We start from the raw sequence: 19958 nt of genomic DNA on the forward strand, positions 1-19958 counted from the left end.
TTTCCTCTCTCCTTCTATGGACGCTTAAATCAGACCACTCATCCTTCTATTCCTTGGATGATTTCTTTATCTCTCAAAATAGATAAGGTGATGTTTGCCGCTTTGCTTCCATCACTATTATCTTCATTTTGAATATTTGTTGCAAAAAAGTAGGTGTTTTCCTTGGTCTCTACATACCCAATGAACCATCCGTTGACATTCTTTCCATTCACAGTTCCTGTCCCTGTTTTACCGGATAGCTTTTCTCCATCACGTTCCTCTAATTTAATGATATCTTTAACGGTTTTGATATTTTTTTCATCAAATTCAAACGCGTTTGTATAGAATGCCTTTAGTAATTGTACCTGTTCTACTGGAGATATTTTTAATGAAGATTCGAGCCAATATTCTTCCATTCCACCGGAAAGATCACCATTACCGTAGCTAAGTTGTTTAAGGTAGGCTTGAATGGTATCTTGTTGTATTTTTTTATCCAATTTTTGAAAATACCAGGTAACAGAATGCTTAATTGCTGAAGATAAAGTTTGGTTTCTATTCCATGCTTCATATGGATACACTGTTCCATCCCAGGGAATTTGTGAATTATCATTCGATATAACACCCGTCTCCAATCCGAGCAGCGCGCTATAAATCTTGTAAGTAGAATCTGGAGAAATCCTTCGTGTGCTCTTACTTTGATTATGGATATGATACTTATCAGCTTGCATGTCATATAAGACAAAGCTCCCATCATATCCAGTGAAATATTTGCTCAGATCCTCATAGACCGTGCGTTCCTCATTAAAATCATAACGACTACTGTCATCAGCCATTACAGAAACCAAGGGTGCCTGACTTACTACAAATACTCCGACGAGGAGAAAGATGGAGACGCTCTTCAGCTTCAAGCCCATTGATTCCGTTGTAAAGGAGGCAATTTTTTCAATACGTTTTTTTATTTGCCCTTTAGAACCGTTCAGTTCATTTGCCAACCCGATGTTCTTCGGGTTGGATGCTTTGTCTACAAAATTAATAATGGTATTGCCATATTCTTGATAGCAGGGCTCATCCAGAGTATGTAAAACAGCACTATCACAAGCTATCTCTCGATCCACTTTCATTTCTTTAAAAGCCACCCAAACTAGCGGATGAAACCAGTACAAAATCTGATAAAAAATAATAAAGTAATTTGACACAATGTCTTTATATTTATAATGATTCAGTTCATGCAAGAAAATGTACTGTATCTCCTTCATAGACATCCATTCTTCAATACGGGAAGGTAGCACCACATAGGTCTTAAATAGACCAAATGTCATAGGAGATTTCACAAGGTCTGATTCCCTTACAATTACACGTCCCGTTATATTTAGACGATGCTTACAATGTATAAATAAACGCAAAACTTCTTTATTTTTGGGAACAGTTGACGTGGATTTAATTTTCATTAACATGAACCAACCTTGTAAAGTCAGAACAGCCATGACTATCATTCCTGCAATCCATATACTGGCTAGTAGTATATTTAGGAATTCCAAATCAAATCGATTTACGGATAGCGTAAAGTCCTGCATCCAGCTGGGATTTCTCGCCACTGCAGTGTCACTGGTGGTGGTTATAGAATGGCTGATTTCATCGTTTAGGTTGACGTCTAATGAAGTGAAAAAGTTTCCAAAATCAATTAAATGTTTTGGCAAAAAAGGAAGCGTTAATGCAATTAGAAATAAAAACCATAGATTATATTGCCATTTCGCTGAAAGCTGATTCTGAAATATTTTTTTAACTAGCTTAATAACCGCAAGCGTAATGGAAGAAACTAGCAAACTTATTACAAGGTAAGTTAAGACCAAGCTGATCACCTCCGTTTTCGCCCCCACTTACATTCCTAACATTCTTTAATATTAAATGATCGAAGAGCCTTTATTTTAACATTTAATGACCAGTATATCACTTCCAATCTTTTTATGTTGACTGTATACAGAGGTATTGAGGCATCTAAGGCAAAGAAGTATTGACATCACAAGACTACAGATGTAATATTAGACTACATTCGTAATCCTATTTCGTGAAGGAGGGAAATCCGAGAAATTAGAATGTGCGTTAGACAACAGGGGAATCGCCGAGCGAACTAATTTATTCGTTTAAGAAACCCAGATTTATTTAATAGATATAGAAAGAGGTCATATACATGAAAAATAAAACTAGATTTAGTATGAATAAATTAATATTGCCGATGTCGTTGCTAATACTCGTTATACTCGTTGCTTGTGCGGAGGCAGACAGTTCAACGGACTCCTCACCAAAAGAGGAGAACGAAAACGGACAAAGTGCTAAGCTAGATGAGCAGTTCGCCGCATTGGAGGATGATTTTGACGCACAGCTTGGTGTTTATGCGCTTGATACAGGATCAAATCAGACGATCGCATATCGAGCTGAGGAGCGTTTTGCCTTTTCGTCTACATACAAGGCGTTGGCCGCTGCCCTTTTGCTGGAACAGAACGAGATGGAGGACCTTAACGAAGTCATAACATACACGGAAGATGACCTGGTTACCTACTCGCCGGTTACTGAGAAGCACGTAGATACGGGCATGACTCTTTTAGAAATTGGGGAAGCGGCAGTACGCACAAGTGACAACACCGCTGGAAACCTTTTATTTGAAGCATTGGGAGGGCCAGCTAAATTTGAGGAAGCGCTAAGAGAAATTGGCGATGATGTTACACAGTCTGACCGATACGAAACAGGATTGAATGAGTTCAATCCAGAAGATACCCGTGACACCAGCACACCTAAAACCCTGGCCACCAATCTTAAGCAACTTGCAGTAGGCGACATGCTTACAGACGAAAGGCGTGAACTATTCACGGATTGGCTGCAGGGCAATGCGACAGGTGATACATTGATTCGTGCCGGCGCACCTGAAGGCTGGGTGGTCGGTGATAAGAGTGGGGCAGGAACGTACGGAACGAGAAATAATATTGCAGTTGTTTGGCCACCAGATAGAGAACCAATTGTTATTGCGATTATGTCCCGCCATGATACCGAGGATGCTGACTACGACGATGCGCTGATCTCGGAGGCTGCTGAAATTGTTTTTGATGCATTGAAGTGATGGTGGGAGAAGAGGGTATCAAAAACCAAGGGATTTTTGGAACGAGTTCTTTACTGTTTTCAACAAACGGGCCAATTTGCTGAATAAGAATAAAAGATGATTCCGGAGAAAATTCGAAATCATCTTTTTTATTTTAGTCCTATCTACTGCTTGCTCATATAGGTGTTTCCCCATGTCTTTATGGATTTAAGTACTGGGACGAAATCTTCTCCAAGAGGGGTCAAATAATATAAAACCTTCTTTGGGTTATCGTTTGTTTCTTTTCTTTCAATAATGCCATCTTCTTCTAGGTTTCTAAGTTGTAGTGTAAGAATGCGTTGGGTAATACCTGGTATTTCCCGGCGCATTGCGTTGTAATACATTGGTGAATGTGACAATAAATATAGAATAATTCCCTTCCATTTACTTCCTACTACATGCATCGCTAACTCAATCGGGCAAGCGCGCTCCACGGTTAAAGTACAGCTGCCATATTGATCGTATTTAAAGTCTGGCATTTTCTCGCCTCCAATGGGGGGAACAAAAATGTGCCTTCTTGTTACTACCCTTTTTACTTACTAAACTTATAATATCAAATAAATGAAAGGGAGGTAAACATCAATTGGAATTTGTACAAATCTCTGAGCATGTTTATAAACTTACCTATGAAACTGCTGTTGGCATTCCTGTTAAAATTAATACATGGTACGTGGTGAAGGGCGAGGATGTTTATATTATTGATACCGGAATGGAAGACCATGCACACATGCAGTTGAATGCGGCAAAGTCTTTAGGTGTTCCCAAAAGTATCTTACTGACACATGGTCATCTGGATCATATTAATGGTGCCAAGTATTTACAAGATGAATTAAACATTCCTATTTATGCGCACGAAGTCGAAATTCCGTTTATTAATGGTGAGAAGCCATACCCAAACAAATCAGAAAAGGAGACAACTGGTGTTGAATATAGAGTCGAGGCTTTGAGTGACAATATCATCAAAACGTTACCTTTGGACCTATATTTGACACCCGGTCATGCACCAGGACATGTAATATATCATCATAAAGATGATAATGTTTTGCTAGCTGGGGATTTATTTATTTCTCGATCTAAAACCTTACATCCGCCAATTAAAAAGTTTACGGTCGATATGAGTGAAAATATTAGTAGCGGGCAAGTTATAGACGAAATTAAACCTTCTATCATATCTTCAGCACATGGCGAAGACATTAAATACAATGATGATTTGTATACCATTTATAAATATATATATGAATAGGGGATAGAAAAATGAAAATACAATTATTTCAAATTGAAATTATAGAAGGAGAAGTGAAACAAAACGAAAATCATATTAAAACCATATTTGAAGAAAAGCTCGAAACTGATACTGAGATTGTTGTAATCCCTGAAATGTGGAATAACGGTTATGATTTACAACATTTAGTGGAAAAAGCTGATATCGATTTAACGAGAAGTCTTCCTTTTATCCAGAGTTTAGCCACCAAATATCATGTGGATATTATTGCAGGTTCAGTTTCAAATAAACGTGATGATAATATATATAATACGGCTTTTGCAGTATCAAAAACGGGCGAGCTACTTTATCAAAAAGATAAAACCCATCTCGTGCCAATGTTAGATGAACATTATTATTTAACAGGTGGGGATGGTGTTCCAGAAGTATTTGAAATTAACGGTACCAAAGCGAGCCAAATTATATGTTACGACTTACGTTTCCCAGAAATTACACGTTATCCAGCATATCATGGCGCAAAGATTGTATTCTATGTTGCGCAATGGACAACAAAAAATTTAAACCATTGGAGATCATTATTGAAAGCTAGAGCAATAGAAAACGGCATCTATGTCGTTGCATGCAACAGTGTGGGGGATGTGAATAATGAAAATCATGTCGGTAACACGTATGCGGGACATTCAATTGTCATTGATCCAAATGGAAACATTGTAGAAGAAGCAGGCAACCAGGAAGCAATCCTAACAGCAGAAGTCGATATACAAAAAGTAGCAGAACAACAACAGAACATCCCCATATTTGAAAACCTGAGACCAGATGTTTATAAGTATGCGGAATAGTGATGTGTATGAAGAGTAAGGGTAACATTTCCAAACACGAGAAGGAGTAAAATATCCTTCCCGTGTATTTTTAATACTACACTAACTCCTTCTTCACCAAACGGGCGCGTTGCGGAGTAACGTATTAATTTCTCGTGCCGTTTATGGAGAATAAGAAGGATTTATAGAGGTTAAATGGAATTACCTTATATTGCACTATTTTAAAAATGGAGGAATGGCATTGAATAAATTCGGATTGTATAACAAGTTTACTGCTGTTGATGGGAAAAGGGATGTTTTGGTAGGAATGTTGTTGGAGGCATCGAAGTCGATGGAGGAATTAGATGATTGTGAGTTGTATGTCGTTAGTTTAGATGATGACAATAAGGACTCCATTTATGTTTACGAGGTTTGGAGTGACGAGAATGCTCATCGCGCTTCCTTATCAATGGAAGCATCTCAAACATTAATCCAAAAAGCCAAATCGATAATTGCGGGAGTAGAAAAAATTAATACATCGTTACCTATAGGAGGAAAGGGAATTTCAAGAGCTTAAAAAGTTGGAGTTAGGCACGATATTGGGAACAATGTAGCAAGGAGATACAACATATGCGGATAAGAGTCTTTCAAAGTTCTGATATCAATCAAATGGTTTCTCTATTTTATGAAACAGTACATGCAGTAAACGCACGAGATTACACAAAGGAACAACTTAATGCCTGGGCAACAAAAGATGAAATGGATGCTAAGCTAATAAATTGGAAGGATTCTTTCGTTCGTAACATTACATATGTCGCGGAAACTAATGATGAAATTGTAGGGTTCGGTGACATGACCCATAATGGATACCTAGATAGACTTTTCACACATAAACATTTTCAAGGCCAAGGAATTGCCACGGCGTTAATGAATAAGCTTGAGTCTGAAGCAAGAGAAATTGGACTTACGAAAGTGGAAACAGAGGCAAGTATCACAGCAAAACCATTCTTTGAACGCCGCGGGTATCAGGTAATTGAACCCCAAACTGTAGAGCGTAAAGGTATTACGTTAGTTAATTTTAAAATGTCTAAGAGGTTGATATCCTAGTAATTTTATATAACTACGGACGCAATTGTGGAGATACAGGTAGAAAATGATCAAACTTTATTTAAAAGCTACGTTTAAGAAGGTAATATTCACACATTCTCTGAATAGTTATGAACAGTAAATAAATCAGGTTTCAAATGTCAAAACCTATCATAGGAGATGATCGGAGATGGAAACACTGGTGAATCAAATTGAATTGAATGGTCTAACTTTTCAATATCGCGAGAGTGGGGACCCTTCTTCACCACCGCTCGTTGCACTTCACGCGTTGGGGAAAAGTGCAGAATCATGGGATCAAGTGGCCGCTGAATTAAAAGGAAAATACCGCGTTTTAGCTTTAGATCAACGGGGGCACGGTGGGAGTGCGAGAACTGATTCATATTCTTTTGAATTGATGTGCGATGACTTGCTTCATTTTGCAAATGCTATGAATTTAGAACAGTTTACTCTAATTGGTCATTCCATGGGGGGAACAGTATCCTATCTTTTCTCGGAAGCATTTCCATCAAGAGTAGAACGGTTAATTGTTGAAGACACTCCTCCTCCTTTTCCGGATAAGCCAATCGAAATTCCTACCAAACCTTCTGATTCCCTGCCGTTTGATTGGCTGGTTGTGCCTTCGATTCTACAGCAACTTAATGAACCCAATCCCGAATGGTGGGCGCGTCTTACTGACATTGTCATGCCGACTCTTATCATAGGTGGTGGATCCAGTCATATTCCTCAAAACAAATTGCAGGAGGTTTCTGAGCTTATTCCGCAATGTGAATTTGTAATGATAGAGGATGCTGGACACTTTGTGCATGATGAAAATTTACCAGCCTACTTGGCTGCCGTTAAAAGTTTTCTTAATTCATAAATTCCGAACGCTCTCACTACATCCTAATTCTTATTAAACAATCTGGCGCAATTCCGATATGAAGGAAATGCGTCTTTTTGCATGAAATCTGCAATTATCTGAACTATGAATAAGAAAAGGTCGATAATATATCAGAAATTAATGTCATGCTTATTTCCGCTTTTATAATGAGATTGATATCAAATAGGGGAGATGTCATTTTGAATAAGCATGGGTTTTATAGTTATATAGTTATCTAAGAAAAGGTCACGATTTCCAAGTTTTGGACAATTGCTGGGTGCTCTTCATGAATAAGAATGGCACCCACTAAAACCGCCCCTGCAAACAAAGAATTATCGTTAGTCTCGACGGGAGAGTTATTTACTTGATGATTTCGTTGTACACAAGTCCTTCATGTAGGTTAATGATTTTCAACCTGCTTGTCTCCTTAACAAAAATGCTCTTGAACTGTGGCTGATCGTTTTCGTCTTTTAATAGAATGATACGTTTGTGAGGATTGTCCTCTACAACTTCGGAATTAAAATTATTAGCATCAGCTACATCATCGAGTGTGTCGGATTCAAGGAGATCATCAATGCCCTCTGTGTCCATTTGAGCTTTTTGGTGAATCATTTCAGTGTCATTCTCTGATACCGGTGCTTTTTTTGGATTTGCGTGCAAAGCGTAACCAACACCTAAGCTTGTTAGAAGTAGTGCACTTGCTGTTGTAAGTACGAATGTTTTCATGTCTTTTCTCTCCTTTGAGTTTCATTTGCTTTTATCTTAAACACGTCAAGTTAAATACCCATGTGAGGAAGATTAGAATTTGATTAGAAAAAAATGGGTTTGCGACTGAGTGCTTCTGATATTATTTCAAGGAGGAAAAGTTGCATAGTGTTCAAGTATTATCATGTGAAGTTGGGCTTAACGAGTTTTACTGTTCCATACCATCAAAAGTAGGAAGTAACCGGTATTCCCAATGTGTTCGACATTCAAATAATTTATAAAACCCCTCTGTTTCATCTTTTGACATATATCCACATTGCTGACGCGCATTATTAAAAACATCTTGTACTTCATTTTCTAATGCCCTATAGTGACTCAAATCTGGCATAACCCCAATCCAACTCTCACTTATGCTGCAATTGCGCCCGATTACTTTACAATTTATGCTCCTAAATCAGATAACCATTTACGAAGTTTAGCTTTAGGATAATAAATTTTATTATTTATAGAGACGTGTGGTATGTCTGGATATTCTTGAATCAAGCTCTTCGCATCTTCTTTAGAAATACCCATAAAGTAGTGGACCTCATTTTCCTTAATTAATTCGTGTTCATCGTCTTCGCTAAAGAGTTCGCTGAGACTATCTTTAGCATCCGGGTTATTAAAGTTTTTAAGCCCATTCCCTATAAAATACCCTGCAGCAGCAATACCTAATGCAAGCCAAATTGAATCAAATTCCATATTAATCCCCCATATCTGATCATAATTTATCTAAATAACTAGTAAGACAGTTACAGTATAAAAATAATGAGTAAAAGACCTATTGATGTCCAAACAAATGAATAACCGATCTTATGTTCATTGGATATAGTATTCTTTTTTACTTTATGTATAACTGCTAAAACAGTCATATTGATAACAAATAACATGTAATAAATTACTACATATATAAGCCATCGATTGCTCTGTGTTACCTCGCTTAGTGGGCCCGTCAAAAACAGAATCATAACAATAACCAAAGACATAAAAACGATTACCGGCATAACTATATACATTTTATCCCATAATCGATGCTTTAGGAATGTGTCACTTTTTTTCACTTGAAAGTACATGAAAAGACTAAGTGAACCAATTATTATGACTAAAATTAAAGCAGTCATCAACGGTGGTATGTTTATGACATTGGTTGAAGAAGCGGGTACGCCTATATCTTTCTTAAATATATCTGCTATTAAACCTAGAACGACCAGTAGAGCAATTATAATACCTTGAAATAAAGTCCAGCTTGAAAAAAATATAAACCATCACTCCCTGCAATATTCAATTCAATGGCCTAATATCTAACGCGAATGCTGATTCTTGTTCCAGAAGAGCGCCCAATTTCGGTACTTATCCAATAGCCAAAACTTATAATGTTTTAGCTCTCAGATCATTGTTTACTTTATAAACAACACTACCAAATGTAAACTTAACAGGGTACAACGAAAGAATAACAGCAATAATTTGGCTGAATGTCTTGGTCCATCCAGTTAGATTTAAACTATCGTTAATCACATAATTAGATAATTGAATAAGTCCATATACAATACAGACCGATACAACAAACGAGAGCAAGATTAAAACTATCTGCGATATCGACATTTTTCTTATCTTTTTTATTTTTTTAATACTGCCGTCACTAATTGAAAAGCAGATAGAAGCCAGTGGAATCGATAACAAGTACCAACTTGAGTAGTGAAATACAAACCAATTAAACCCCATTCCTATAAGCAATATCCAACCGATTATGTTAAATACCTTTTTATTCATTTAATCTTCCACCTCATCGTAAAAATTGAGATGCCGCGTTTTATTGTCACCTCATAATACGGTTTTACTTATGTTTAGGTTTCACTGTTCCACAGCCTGGCCTTTTAAAGAACAGTGGGTTAACAGCATGATTTTATATCTTGTTTCAATTATTATTTTGTTCTGCACCTAGCTCCTGGTTTCTTTCATTAATATTCCCATCTTGGTTTTGCCACAAGCTAGAGTTATTACTTAAATCAATAACAATTAAAAATGCGCCAATAATCATTAAAACAATGCTTAAAATATAAGGAACCCAGCCAGCGATTTCAGACAAAACAGTAGCTATCAGACCGGGTGGATCTCCCCAACCTCCTGAACTAGGTATGTATAAATCTATTGCGAGATGCATGATACCGAATAAAACGGTACCCGCCATAAATAAAACATATCCTAAATTTCTTAATTTTTTTCTCATATCCCACCCTCACTAACATTAATAATTATGCTATTAACTGGCCTATCTCTTTGTTAGCGTCCAATTGTAGCGTGCCTATCATGGCCACATACATTTGAAGCAGTCAAGACTTTTTGCTAATATCCTCTAGTAAACGAATGATTCTTTGGTTTTGTCTAGCGCCTAACTCGCTGTTCTTTTTAATTTGATATATCCATACTAAAAAGAAGATGACAGCGAGTGGTATTCCGATATAGAAAAACAAAGGAACAAATAATAGTAAGAATTCCACGTTCTTCTCTCCTTTCCGATTTTTAAAATTACCAAGAAAAAATTTTAGCTAGTAGAGACATTACAAGCCAGATAACGAGACCGACTGAAATAAAAAGAAGAAATATCTTAAAAGCATCTAGTGCAGAGGAAACTGTAAACCAACCACTTAACAATAGTATTGGATAAACTGTTATCAACATGATTAAAAAATGAACACCACTTTGCTTGGCGAAACTCCAATGGTCAATAGTATAAATAACTATTGCTGCACCGACAAAAAAGCGATTAAACTGGGCACAAATGTTCCTCTGGCATCAGAATACTTACCTTGAAAATATAATGATAAAGCAATACCGCCCATAATAATGAAAGGTATTCACCCTCTTAAAAGAGCTTTTGCAATAAGCATGTTTTAACCTACTTTCAAAAGTATCTTACAGATGATTGCCTGCTTGCGATATGAGTCCAATCACTTATGGTGCAATAAAGTTCGATTGTTTAAATCGTTTTTCAGTCACTATCTAAATCATTATCGAGGAATGATTTGTTTTCCTCTTTAACATTGTATTTCTTCTCGATAAATTGACCAACGAGAGACTTGTTAATTCCATCCTTTACTGCTGTATAAATCACGAAGTATAGAATAACTAAACCTATAATCCAAAGCACGATAGTACCAATAAATGAACCTTCCATTATTTATCCCTCCCATCTCTATTAAGCAAAATGGACCAAATATGAAGACCACTTTTATTCAAGAATGGCGCCCGATTACCGCATTACTCATAAATAAATGCTATTTTAAAGCAACTATAGCCAATAAGAAAGCAAAGTAAAATATTATGTACGTGAAAGAAATTGTTATCCATATCATGTTAGGATCTATATGTTTGTTATCTTCCACTTTTAGCATAGACCTATAAATATTAAGAGCTAAAATGACACAACTAACTGGGACTAAAAATAGCCCATATGCTCCAAACATTAATATCATATTCATAAACTTTTTTACTCCTCCTCGATTTACTTACCCTATCCCAATATATGATGGTTTAGTTTAAGCGCCATATTGCTTAAGCTGAATTAAATCTGTTCTCAAAACATTGCTCACAATAAATATCTCCATCAGTAGTTTTAACCCAATTTTTGATAATCGCGTCTGTTGCCCCAACACGGTATTTTGTAGGAGATTTCGCTAATATTGCCATAAACTCACCTGGTTTTATTTCTCTGCCACAGGCATCGCACTTCATAAAATCACTCCTGTTATTTTTTCTAACATAGCATTAATCAACATAATAGTAAGACTTAACTACGCCAGTTAACATATGACTTAAAATTGTCTTACTTCATTTTCTTAAAAATCCCAAAACATAACAGAATAAGTCCTGCGATAAATATCAAAGGGAATATATAGAACATCAGCATTGTTGCCCAAGGATTTCTCACGATTAAAGAGTAGGTTAGACCAATCGAATAGGCTAACGGTAAGGAAATTGGTACCATAATAAAAATTCCCCATATCTTGAATTTGCTTTTCTTTGATCTACTCATACTGAAAATATAAGCAATAGGTAAACTTATCAGGGTAATGAAGTAACCCAAATACAACGGGGAAATCATAATATCCTGTTTTGCAAACGGACCTTCCAAACCTATAATAAATGATTCAAATCTCAACCAGGACACTAAGAAAAACAACAGCAAAACAAAAAGGATGCACAATAAAACTACTTTAAACTTTCTGTTCACAAAAACAACTTCCTTCCCTTATTGGCTCTATGATTTTCCCCTAATGTGTAATGCTATTATTAACGAACCGGAAAGAGCAATCAGAAGAAGCGCCTTAGGTTAATTATATGATGCGTTTTCTAATAAAAAGATCTTATTTATATGTAACATATGTACCGGCAATAAGATCATGAATAGAACGGTTATCCTCGCGCATACCTACCATAAAAGCACTTATAATAAAACAGATTCCAAAAGAAAATAAATAAATTAAATTGCCGACAATCGTTCGAATGAGCATCGTTATTAGTGTCACATTCTCACCATTGGTTTTCATTATGCGAATATGATTTAGACGTTTCCCTATTGTACGGCCCTGCCATATTACGGGTAAGAGGATGGAGTATAATACGCCTAGATAATCGGTAATAAAGTGTTGATCAGACGCAAAAAACTGTCCATAAAATAGTAAGCTTAATAACCAATACCAATGGTACAGACAATAAAGTCAATAAATAATGCTATAAATCTAACTTGAAAACCAGCTGTTTTACCATTTTACCGAGCCTCCTTAAAACTCTAAAGATACTAATAATGGTAACATTTTCTAACTCGAAAAAACATTGTTAACAGAAAAGTAAATATAAGCAAACTTTTACAATAAATTAGCAAGGAGAATTTTCTACTGAACCCTTTTGCTGGAAAAAAGAGTAAGAAGAAATGTACACAGTTATTTGCAATGGTGTTTTAAATGATAATTATGGTGTAAAATGGACTAGTAATGTACTAATCCACTTGGAGGGATTTCATGTTTAAGAATCCATTTAAGAAGAAAAAAGAGCTAGACGAACTATCGTCTTCTAATATTGAGGAAACCAACGAAATTGAAATAGAAGAAGAACTAGTGGATGATTTAAAGGACGAAGCAGAGAAGCTGGATGCTGAAGATATAAGCCAACACGAAGAGCATTTTTCAGAGGAGAAATTTTGGAAGAAGGTACAGAAGTTTTCTAAGAAAGCCGGAACCTCTGTAGTCTATGCTGTGCTATTACTGTACTACACACTTCAGAAGCCAGATGTTCCAATGAAAGTGAAAGCAACCATTGTAGGGGCGTTAGGTTACTTTATTTTACCACTCGATGTTATCCCTGACTTTGCAATTGGTGCAGGATATGCTGATGACTTAAGTGTGGTACTATTCGCTTTAATTCAGGTTGCTATATATGTGGATGATGCAACGAAAAGGAAAGCCAAAGATAAATTAAAAGACTTATTTGGCGAGAATGTAGATACATCAGAGATTGATAGTAAATTAGGTAGAGCATAATAGGGTGAGTCTGTTTCCCGAAGTTTTGGGGAGCGGGCTTTTTATTTTTATATTAAATCACTTCAAAACAATTATCCTCCTTAAAAAAGAATACTTTTCCTTTAAATCAGAGGATTTATTTTAAAGAGAAACAATATCATAATGCAATAGATAATAATAATTTAACTTTTCTGAATAAAGGGAGGAGGGACGGTCTCAACTTATTTAGTTAAAAGTAAAGAGGAGGAACTTTCAAATGAGTAAATCTAAAGCGCTTACATTAGTGTCGGTCTTATTTATGATCTTGTACTTTGCATTCAGCTTTAATTCTCAGCCAGTTACATATGCTGAGGAAATTAAGCCGGATTTCCCTGTGTTTAAATTTGAAGATGTAGTGATTGATCCAGATGATATGGATTATAATCCAACGAATGAATATGATTTTCCTACCGTTATTAAGGCCCATGAATATTTTGAAAATCCATTAGGTAAGTATTATATGTACTATGGCCCCCATGATAGCCCTGGTGGAATTAGTCTAGCATATGCGGACTCTTTAGAAGGACCATGGACGGAATATGACAGTAATCCAATAGTAAGTAAGCAATGGGAGCCACATTACGCTGTATCACATGTTGCTTCTGCACATCCAATATGGAATGAGGAAGAGGGTAAACTATTCCTTTATTTCCATGGAGAGAACACTACAACACGCTTGGCAACATCTGAAGATGGTATTCACTTTGAATATGAAAAAGAAGTAGTAACGACAGCAGATTTTAATGATATAAGTGAAGCATCTTATGCAAGAGTATTTGAATACACGATTCCTGATAAGCAAAATAAATATATCATGTTGTTGATGGGAAATAATAATGGAAATCGAAAAATATATCTAGCTTGGTCTGATGATGGTCGAGAATGGGAGACCCAAAGGGACCCTATTATTTCCCCTACAGCAAATGGTGAGATAGACCATAAAGGAAATCTTTCAGGTGGATATTATTTTCCATGGAATGGTAAGCACTATGTAACCGTTCATGCAAGTTCAGGGAATCAGTATTTTGTTGAGGTAGGGGAAAATTTCGACCAAGAAATACACCATGGTGCCTACTATGAATCTACGGATGCCTACCCGGAATACGGAAGAGCTGCTTCTCGTTCTTATATTCAAGAAGGTGACACAATCTATATGTTTTATGAAGTTGGCCAAAGAGGAAGCACGAAAATCGCTCTCGCTAAGTCTGTCCCAAAAGATGAGCTAGAAAACTTAGGTACGGTTACTATTTCGACCGAATCTACAACATTGCTAGCAGGAAGTACAATTCCATTGGAACTTGATTTGAAGTTAAATAATGGAGAAGTGATAAATGCTGATAATGTAAAAATAGAATATTTCTCATCAGATCCAGATACCGCAACAATTATTGATGGAGAAATTTATGGTTTTCAGGAAGGAAATACGGATATATGGGTGCGAGCTACTTTGAATGGGATTACAGTTGAATCGAAAAAGTTAGTTATTCATGTAATAGATGATGACTTTGCGTGGAATATCATCGATGATGACTTATCAAATTTTGAAAATGGTTGGGCCATAACAAAAGGGGGAAATACGACAGGTACTATCACACAGAATGAAGGATTTGTTACCATCCAAGAGGATAGATTTGGCACAAATGGTACGTATCACTATCTAACTAAAACGAACTTTTCCATACCAACTGATTCGTTTACTTTTGAAGTGCGTGCCAAAGTGAATGCGGTTAGTACTGGAAATGAATTTTCTATCCGTAATAATGGACGTATTTATCCACTATTTGTATCTTATGACGGGGATGCTGGTCTGGTGAAAAATAGAATTTCCAATCCTACTGAATCTATTACGCTTGATACAGACGAATACCATACGTATCGAGTGATTGTACACACTGATTCAACATATGATGTTTTGGTAGATGGAGAATATACGTGGAGCGGAACTTCTAGGACAGATAGTAGTTCAAACTTAATTAAAATAGGTGCCGATTCACCTGCCACTGCTAATATGGATCTGGATTATATCAAGTTAGGAACAGGTGCATTATTACCAAAGGGTGATGTTACGAATCTACGTGAGGCATTAGATTTCTATCGTAATAGTGGTGATCTACAATTTCCACTTTATCAATTATTAAGTAATAAAGTGAAGCACTTTGAACACCACTTTAATAAGGGACATGGTCGACAAGCGGTCAAACATTTAAATGATTTTATCAAGCATTTAGAAAATAAAGGATTAGCTAAGTTTGTGTCTGAAAGGGCAAAGATAGAATTGATAGAGGACGTGGATCGTATTCTTCATTCGTTTGAGTAATAAGACCGGAACCTTCTAAATAATAAGTTTAGAAGGTTTCTTGTTGATTCCAACAAAGTAAAGTTGTAATATCATGATTATTTAATATATTCTAAATAAGTATATAAAATCAAGTTCAAAGGAATGTACCTATATGTCAATCAAAACGAAAGTAATCATGTTATTCCTAGCAGTTATATTAGTTCCATTAAATTTACTTGGCATGATGACGTACCACGAGTATTCAAATACACTGGAAGATCAAACATATACATACTCGGTACAAATAAGTGACCAAGTCAATCAAAATATTAATCAACTAATTGAAGAGTTACATCGTATGGCAATGTTACCCCTTTATGACGATGATGTACTAGAAATACTAAAAAAGCATGAAGCAAATGAAAGCTACTACTATCCGAGCCATGATGAAATAGATAAGATACGTTCCTTTATATCTACATTGGTTTACGACCGAAATGAAATAAGCGGAATACAAATCATTACGAATAACAATAGTATATTTAGTAACTTAGGAGCATCTCGTATACAAACTCGCTACCATAACTTACAGCAGGATAGGTGGTATAAAAAAATACAAGAAGCTGACGGGAAATCTATTCTAATTTCTACTCATACCCCCTCCTATTTTTTTAACCAGCACGAGCAAGTTTTTTCTGTTGGCAAAGTAATACGTGATTTAGAAACATTTGAACATATAGGGATGATCAAAATTGATATTAGCCTTGAGTACATAAAAGAACTGTTAGATGAAACACACTTTTCTGAAAACGCTTTAGTGTTATTAGTAGACAAGGACCAAAATTTCATTTTTCAACAAATGCAAAATTCGGATGATGGTACAAGTACGAACGACTTAATAATTAATAATAATAAGGTACATTCATTTCAAGACAATAGAAGATTTAAAGAAGAATTTAATGAAATCCTAGACAAGGTTGAGCATAGTGATCGATCCAGAGAGATTATTACTTATAATGAAAAAAACTATTTACCTATCATACGAAATACCAAAGACTCGGAAATACAGTCTGCTGTATTAATACCAGAAGAAGAAGTATTAGAAGCATCAAGGAGCCATCGTGTTCTTACAATAATCTTAATTGGAATTTGTATGATTATCACATTTATTTTAGCAATACTTGTTACACAAAAGATAACCGGACCAATCTATCGTTTGAGAGATAAAATGATCTTCGCTGAAAATGGGGATTTTAACCAGAGGGTGGAGACCAAGGCGAAGGACGAAATTGGTGAACTTTCTAATGGCTTTAATCGGATGATGGAGAAAATAAACCAGTTGATACATCAAGTCTATCAAACAGAACTTCGTGAAAAAGATGCAGAGATTAAAGCGTTACAGAGTCAAATTAATCCTCATTTTATATACAATACATTGGAATCTATTAATATGATGGCAATTATTAATGGGAAATATGAAATATCTGATATGGTTTCCTCACTTGGAAAACTGATTCGCTATACAGTGGACCAAAAAACAAGTCTAATTAAGATTAAAGAAGAGCTTGATTTTGTACAATCTTATGTGAAAATCCAGCAACAGCGGTATGAAGATCGATTGGAAATTTTCTTAGAGTTCCCTGCAGATATAAGTGAAGCCTTGATTCCTAAGCTAACATTGCAGCCAATCATAGAAAATGCAATTGTACACGGTTTAGATACGGGAACTATTTATGGAAACATAACGGTTAGTGGGTGGAGGGACGCTCAAGATTTATATATTCAAGTTAGAGATAATGGTAAAGGGATTTCTCCTGAAGTTCAAAGTAAATTAGTTCAAAAGTTAAATGGAATGAATATTCATGAAGCAAATCCTAAGCATACAGGTATAGCACTTAAAAACATTCATGAGCGAATACAACTATTATTCGGTGAAGAGTATGGACTAAGCGTCACAAGTCAAATGAATGTCGGGACAGATGTAGTTGTAAGACTACCATATAGGTTAAACGAAGCAGAGGGGGAGAGAGATGTATAAAGTTTTAGTAGTGGAAGATGAAAAGATTATTAGACAAGGAATTAACGTGTTAATACGTGATTTAACTAAGGGGTTTTTGGTTGCGGGGGAAGCAAGTGATGGGAAGCGAGCACTCGAAATCCTCCATCATAGTACCCCGGACGTTTTAATTACTGATATTCGGATGCCAGAAATGGACGGGATGAGTTTAATCGATAAAGCTAGAACCCTTTATCCAAACCTATACATTATTATCATAAGTGGGTATGACGATTTTGAGTACGCAAAAAAAGCTATTCGTAATGGTGTTCATAATTATCTACTTAAGCCCATTAATCGAGCAGAATTTGTGAAAACGATGGAAAGTGTTGAACAGGAATTAAATCAGAATTCGTTCGATCAACTAGGCAATGTCCACCAAAGTGATCATCCTATCATTTCAAAAATAAGTATGTACATCGTGAAGAATCTTGATCAAGAGGTATCATTAGAAACTGTAGCAGAAATTGTAAACCTTCACCCTAGTTATTTTAGTCAATGGTTTAAAGAGGAAACAGGAATTAACTTCTCGGAATTTGTTACAACTATCCGAATGAATAAAGCGAAACAGCTACTTAGAGATACGGAGCTAAAAGTATATGAAATAGCTCAATTATCCGGATATCAAAGTGAAAAGCATTTTATGAAGATATTTAAAAAGAATACTAAAAAAACACCTTCAGAATACAGGCGGAATCCCCTTTCAAATTAAATCTTTATAAAAGATACTAAATATTAAATATAGTGTATTTTTTATCATCTATAGCTTATTTATAATTGGTTTTGACAATACAAACCAAGGGGGGATTTCTATTGAGAAAGCTTTTGTTTTTATTTTTTTGCAGTATGTTGTTAGCGCTTACAGCATGTGGCGATGATAAGACATCGAGTAATGAGGATGAAACGATTGAGTTATCTTTTGCATTGTGGGGTAATGATGATCACATTGCTGTATACGAGGATTTGTTAGATGAATATTACGAAGAACACCCAAATGTAAAGGTCACCTTTGAAACAACACCTTTTGCAGATTATCAACAGAAGATGACGGTTCTAGCAGCAGGTCAGGAATTAGCTGATATTGGATGGGCAGCGGAACGGATGGTCCCACAGTTTATTAATAATAGCATCTTGAAAGATTTATCATCATTAAAAGATGCAGAAGAGTTCGATTATGACGATATCATTCCAGGTACGTTAACCCAATATGAGGCAGACGGAAATCTATATGGTATCCCTTTCTCAACACCTCCGCACATCGTTTTTTATAATAAAACACTATTTGAAGATAAAGGTTTAGAGACTCCAACGGAACTGGCGGAAAAGGGAGAATGGAATTGGGATAAATTTGAAGAGGTTGCTAAGGAGATTGCTGAAGGTGATGGAGTATATGGAGCAAACCTATTCCGTGAATGGAATTATTGGCAGAATTTATTAGCACATACATGGTCATATGGTGGTGACTTATTTAATGAAGAAGTGACTGAATTCACATGGGATTCAGATGCAGGTGTGGAAACATTAAGCATGCTAGAAAGAATGATGTTTGAAGATGAATCACATCCAAAGGCTGGAGATCAAGTTGCCTTTGAAGCAGGAAACGTTGGAATGTTTTTCGATGTGTATAGTTACACGTCAACTGCAAGAGAAATTGAAGATTTTGAATGGGACATCGCACCTGTACCAGCTGGTCCTGAAGGGAGTTTCCCGTTAATGGGGCAGGCAGGTTATGTCATGTTTGAGGGGACAGAGCATCCCGAAGAAGCTAAAGATCTAATTGAATTTTTTGCAAGTAAAGAAGGTATGACTGCAACATCTACTTACTTTGCACCACCTCGAAATTCTGTGCTGAATTCAGATGAATTTATTGAACAACCAGGGAACCCATCTAGAGAGAGTATGGAATTAGCGATTCTTAATCCAAGTGATAATGCGCGTGTTATGCCTATTCATCAGGAATGGCAAAATATTGATAATGAGATTCTATATGGGCTAGATCAATTATTTGGACAGACAGCTGATCCTAAATCGATATTAGAAGAAATGAGAACACGTATGGAAGAACATTTATCTAAATAAAATTTCTCCCTATCTCGCGAGGGGTAGGGGGATGTTAAGCGCAGTTTGGAAGAGGTGAAAGAATGAGTGAAGAAAATAAAAAGAAAGCAAAAGTATCAGCAAATAAGCCTTTTCGTTTAACTAGTGATACGATCTCTGGTTGGCTTTTTATT

At 36.0% G+C, this 19958-nt stretch carries 23 protein-coding genes; 11 read left to right on the plus strand and 12 right to left on the minus strand.

Going from position 1 to position 19958, the window contains the following annotated elements:
- Positions 1-38: 38 nt before the first annotated feature.
- A complete protein-coding gene (locus AC6CHS_RS09010; RefSeq protein WP_498235708.1) occupies positions 39-1829 on the minus strand; it encodes a BlaR1 family beta-lactam sensor/signal transducer in 1791 nt (596 codons plus the stop codon).
- A 362-nt stretch (positions 1830-2191) separates the two neighbouring features.
- On the opposite strand from AC6CHS_RS09010, the gene bla reads away from it, so the two are divergent.
- Positions 2192-3091, plus strand: a complete 900-nt coding sequence (gene bla / locus AC6CHS_RS09015) for a class A beta-lactamase (RefSeq protein WP_498235709.1) — start codon at positions 2192-2194, stop codon at positions 3089-3091.
- A gap of 143 nt (positions 3092-3234) precedes the next feature.
- Here bla and AC6CHS_RS09020 read toward each other — a convergent pair whose 3' ends face one another.
- Complete coding sequence (locus AC6CHS_RS09020; protein WP_106897778.1) at positions 3235-3588, minus strand: winged helix-turn-helix transcriptional regulator; 354 nt, start codon at positions 3586-3588, stop codon at positions 3235-3237.
- Positions 3589-3692: 104 nt separating this feature from the next.
- On the opposite strand from AC6CHS_RS09020, the gene AC6CHS_RS09025 reads away from it, so the two are divergent.
- The 5 genes from AC6CHS_RS09025 to AC6CHS_RS09045 all read left to right on the plus strand — a co-directional run bounded on the left by AC6CHS_RS09025 (position 3693) and on the right by AC6CHS_RS09045 (position 7094).
- Complete coding sequence (locus tag AC6CHS_RS09025) at positions 3693-4352, plus strand: MBL fold metallo-hydrolase (protein WP_498235710.1); 660 nt, start codon at positions 3693-3695, stop codon at positions 4350-4352.
- A gap of 11 nt (positions 4353-4363) precedes the next feature.
- Positions 4364-5170, plus strand: a complete 807-nt coding sequence (locus AC6CHS_RS09030; RefSeq protein ID WP_498235711.1) for a carbon-nitrogen family hydrolase — start codon at positions 4364-4366, stop codon at positions 5168-5170.
- 220 nt (positions 5171-5390) lie between these two features.
- Entirely contained in the window at positions 5391-5705 is a 315-nt protein-coding gene (locus AC6CHS_RS09035) for a putative quinol monooxygenase (RefSeq protein WP_498235712.1), read from the plus strand.
- 53 nt (positions 5706-5758) lie between these two features.
- Positions 5759-6235, plus strand: coding sequence for a GNAT family N-acetyltransferase (locus AC6CHS_RS09040; protein WP_498235713.1), 477 nt, complete (start codon positions 5759-5761; stop codon positions 6233-6235).
- A 169-nt stretch (positions 6236-6404) separates the two neighbouring features.
- Positions 6405-7094, plus strand: a complete 690-nt coding sequence (locus AC6CHS_RS09045) for an alpha/beta fold hydrolase (RefSeq protein WP_498235714.1) — start codon at positions 6405-6407, stop codon at positions 7092-7094.
- A 360-nt stretch (positions 7095-7454) separates the two neighbouring features.
- On the opposite strand, the gene AC6CHS_RS09050 is transcribed toward AC6CHS_RS09045, so the two are convergent.
- The 10 genes from AC6CHS_RS09050 to AC6CHS_RS09095 all read right to left on the minus strand — a co-directional run bounded on the left by AC6CHS_RS09050 (position 7455) and on the right by AC6CHS_RS09095 (position 12547).
- Positions 7455-7820, minus strand: coding sequence for a hypothetical protein (locus AC6CHS_RS09050; protein WP_498235715.1), 366 nt, complete (start codon positions 7818-7820; stop codon positions 7455-7457).
- Positions 7821-8007: 187 nt separating this feature from the next.
- Complete coding sequence (locus AC6CHS_RS09055; RefSeq protein WP_498235716.1) at positions 8008-8178, minus strand: hypothetical protein; 171 nt, start codon at positions 8176-8178, stop codon at positions 8008-8010.
- A gap of 62 nt (positions 8179-8240) precedes the next feature.
- Positions 8241-8540, minus strand: a complete 300-nt coding sequence (locus AC6CHS_RS09060) for a DNA-binding protein (protein WP_498235717.1) — start codon at positions 8538-8540, stop codon at positions 8241-8243.
- A gap of 666 nt (positions 8541-9206) precedes the next feature.
- Positions 9207-9608 (minus strand): disulfide bond formation protein DsbD, encoded by a 402-nt coding sequence (locus AC6CHS_RS09065; RefSeq protein ID WP_498235718.1) that lies wholly within the window; start codon positions 9606-9608, stop codon positions 9207-9209.
- 145 nt (positions 9609-9753) lie between these two features.
- A complete protein-coding gene (locus AC6CHS_RS09070; protein WP_498235719.1) occupies positions 9754-10065 on the minus strand; it encodes a hypothetical protein in 312 nt (103 codons plus the stop codon).
- Positions 10066-10168: 103 nt separating this feature from the next.
- The gene (locus AC6CHS_RS09075; RefSeq protein WP_498235720.1) at positions 10169-10336 is read right to left on the minus strand and encodes a hypothetical protein; all 168 of its coding nucleotides are present in this window, start codon (positions 10334-10336) and stop codon (positions 10169-10171) included.
- A 28-nt stretch (positions 10337-10364) separates the two neighbouring features.
- Positions 10365-10619, minus strand: a complete 255-nt coding sequence (locus AC6CHS_RS09080; RefSeq protein WP_498236446.1) for a DUF3021 family protein — start codon at positions 10617-10619, stop codon at positions 10365-10367.
- A 208-nt stretch (positions 10620-10827) separates the two neighbouring features.
- Positions 10828-11013: a hypothetical protein gene (locus AC6CHS_RS09085; RefSeq protein ID WP_498235721.1), complete on the minus strand. Its 186-nt coding sequence runs from the start codon at positions 11011-11013 to the stop codon at positions 10828-10830.
- 377 nt (positions 11014-11390) lie between these two features.
- Positions 11391-11570 (minus strand): hypothetical protein, encoded by a 180-nt coding sequence (locus AC6CHS_RS09090; protein WP_498235722.1) that lies wholly within the window; start codon positions 11568-11570, stop codon positions 11391-11393.
- A 632-nt stretch (positions 11571-12202) separates the two neighbouring features.
- The gene (locus tag AC6CHS_RS09095) at positions 12203-12547 is read right to left on the minus strand and encodes an RDD family protein (RefSeq protein WP_498236448.1); all 345 of its coding nucleotides are present in this window, start codon (positions 12545-12547) and stop codon (positions 12203-12205) included.
- 309 nt (positions 12548-12856) lie between these two features.
- Between AC6CHS_RS09095 and AC6CHS_RS09100 the strand changes: the two genes are divergently transcribed.
- The 5 genes from AC6CHS_RS09100 to AC6CHS_RS09120 all read left to right on the plus strand — a co-directional run bounded on the left by AC6CHS_RS09100 (position 12857) and on the right by AC6CHS_RS09120 (position 19806).
- The gene (locus AC6CHS_RS09100; RefSeq protein WP_498235723.1) at positions 12857-13375 is read left to right on the plus strand and encodes a YkvA family protein; all 519 of its coding nucleotides are present in this window, start codon (positions 12857-12859) and stop codon (positions 13373-13375) included.
- Positions 13376-13610: 235 nt separating this feature from the next.
- The gene (locus tag AC6CHS_RS09105; RefSeq protein WP_498235724.1) at positions 13611-15710 is read left to right on the plus strand and encodes an FIMAH domain-containing protein; all 2100 of its coding nucleotides are present in this window, start codon (positions 13611-13613) and stop codon (positions 15708-15710) included.
- Positions 15711-15843: 133 nt separating this feature from the next.
- Positions 15844-17709: a cache domain-containing sensor histidine kinase gene (locus AC6CHS_RS09110; RefSeq protein ID WP_498235725.1), complete on the plus strand. Its 1866-nt coding sequence runs from the start codon at positions 15844-15846 to the stop codon at positions 17707-17709.
- Positions 17702-18439, plus strand: coding sequence for a response regulator transcription factor (locus AC6CHS_RS09115; RefSeq protein ID WP_498235726.1), 738 nt, complete (start codon positions 17702-17704; stop codon positions 18437-18439). The genes AC6CHS_RS09110 and AC6CHS_RS09115 overlap by 8 nt, the downstream gene beginning before the upstream one ends.
- Positions 18440-18540: 101 nt before the next feature.
- The gene (locus AC6CHS_RS09120) at positions 18541-19806 is read left to right on the plus strand and encodes an ABC transporter substrate-binding protein (RefSeq protein ID WP_498235727.1); all 1266 of its coding nucleotides are present in this window, start codon (positions 18541-18543) and stop codon (positions 19804-19806) included.
- The last annotated feature ends 152 nt before the right edge of the window (positions 19807-19958 follow it).

The organism is Oceanobacillus sp. GQ8, assembly GCF_059758495.1.

Excerpts from the sequence above, each read along its gene's own strand:
- AC6CHS_RS09030 (WP_498235711.1), top strand. The coding sequence starts at position 4,364 with ATGAAAATACAATTATTTCAAATTGAAATTATAGAAGGAGAAGTGAAA.
- AC6CHS_RS09105 (WP_498235724.1), top strand. The coding sequence starts at position 13,611 with ATGAGTAAATCTAAAGCGCTTACATTAGTGTCGGTCTTATTTATGATC.
- AC6CHS_RS09110 (WP_498235725.1), top strand. The coding sequence starts at position 15,844 with ATGTCAATCAAAACGAAAGTAATCATGTTATTCCTAGCAGTTATATTA.
- AC6CHS_RS09040 (WP_498235713.1), top strand. The coding sequence starts at position 5,759 with ATGCGGATAAGAGTCTTTCAAAGTTCTGATATCAATCAAATGGTTTCT.
- AC6CHS_RS09090 (WP_498235722.1), bottom strand. The coding sequence starts at position 11,570 with ATGAAGTGCGATGCCTGTGGCAGAGAAATAAAACCAGGTGAGTTTATG.
- AC6CHS_RS09065 (WP_498235718.1), bottom strand. The coding sequence starts at position 9,608 with ATGAATAAAAAGGTATTTAACATAATCGGTTGGATATTGCTTATAGGA.
- AC6CHS_RS09060 (WP_498235717.1), bottom strand. The coding sequence starts at position 8,540 with ATGGAATTTGATTCAATTTGGCTTGCATTAGGTATTGCTGCTGCAGGG.
- AC6CHS_RS09020 (WP_106897778.1), bottom strand. The coding sequence starts at position 3,588 with ATGCCAGACTTTAAATACGATCAATATGGCAGCTGTACTTTAACCGTG.
- bla (WP_498235709.1), top strand. The coding sequence starts at position 2,192 with ATGAATAAATTAATATTGCCGATGTCGTTGCTAATACTCGTTATACTC.
- AC6CHS_RS09070 (WP_498235719.1), bottom strand. The coding sequence starts at position 10,065 with ATGAGAAAAAAATTAAGAAATTTAGGATATGTTTTATTTATGGCGGGT.
- AC6CHS_RS09045 (WP_498235714.1), top strand. The coding sequence starts at position 6,405 with ATGGAAACACTGGTGAATCAAATTGAATTGAATGGTCTAACTTTTCAA.
- AC6CHS_RS09050 (WP_498235715.1), bottom strand. The coding sequence starts at position 7,820 with ATGAAAACATTCGTACTTACAACAGCAAGTGCACTACTTCTAACAAGC.
- AC6CHS_RS09085 (WP_498235721.1), bottom strand. The coding sequence starts at position 11,013 with ATGGAAGGTTCATTTATTGGTACTATCGTGCTTTGGATTATAGGTTTA.
- AC6CHS_RS09100 (WP_498235723.1), top strand. The coding sequence starts at position 12,857 with ATGTTTAAGAATCCATTTAAGAAGAAAAAAGAGCTAGACGAACTATCG.
- AC6CHS_RS09115 (WP_498235726.1), top strand. The coding sequence starts at position 17,702 with ATGTATAAAGTTTTAGTAGTGGAAGATGAAAAGATTATTAGACAAGGA.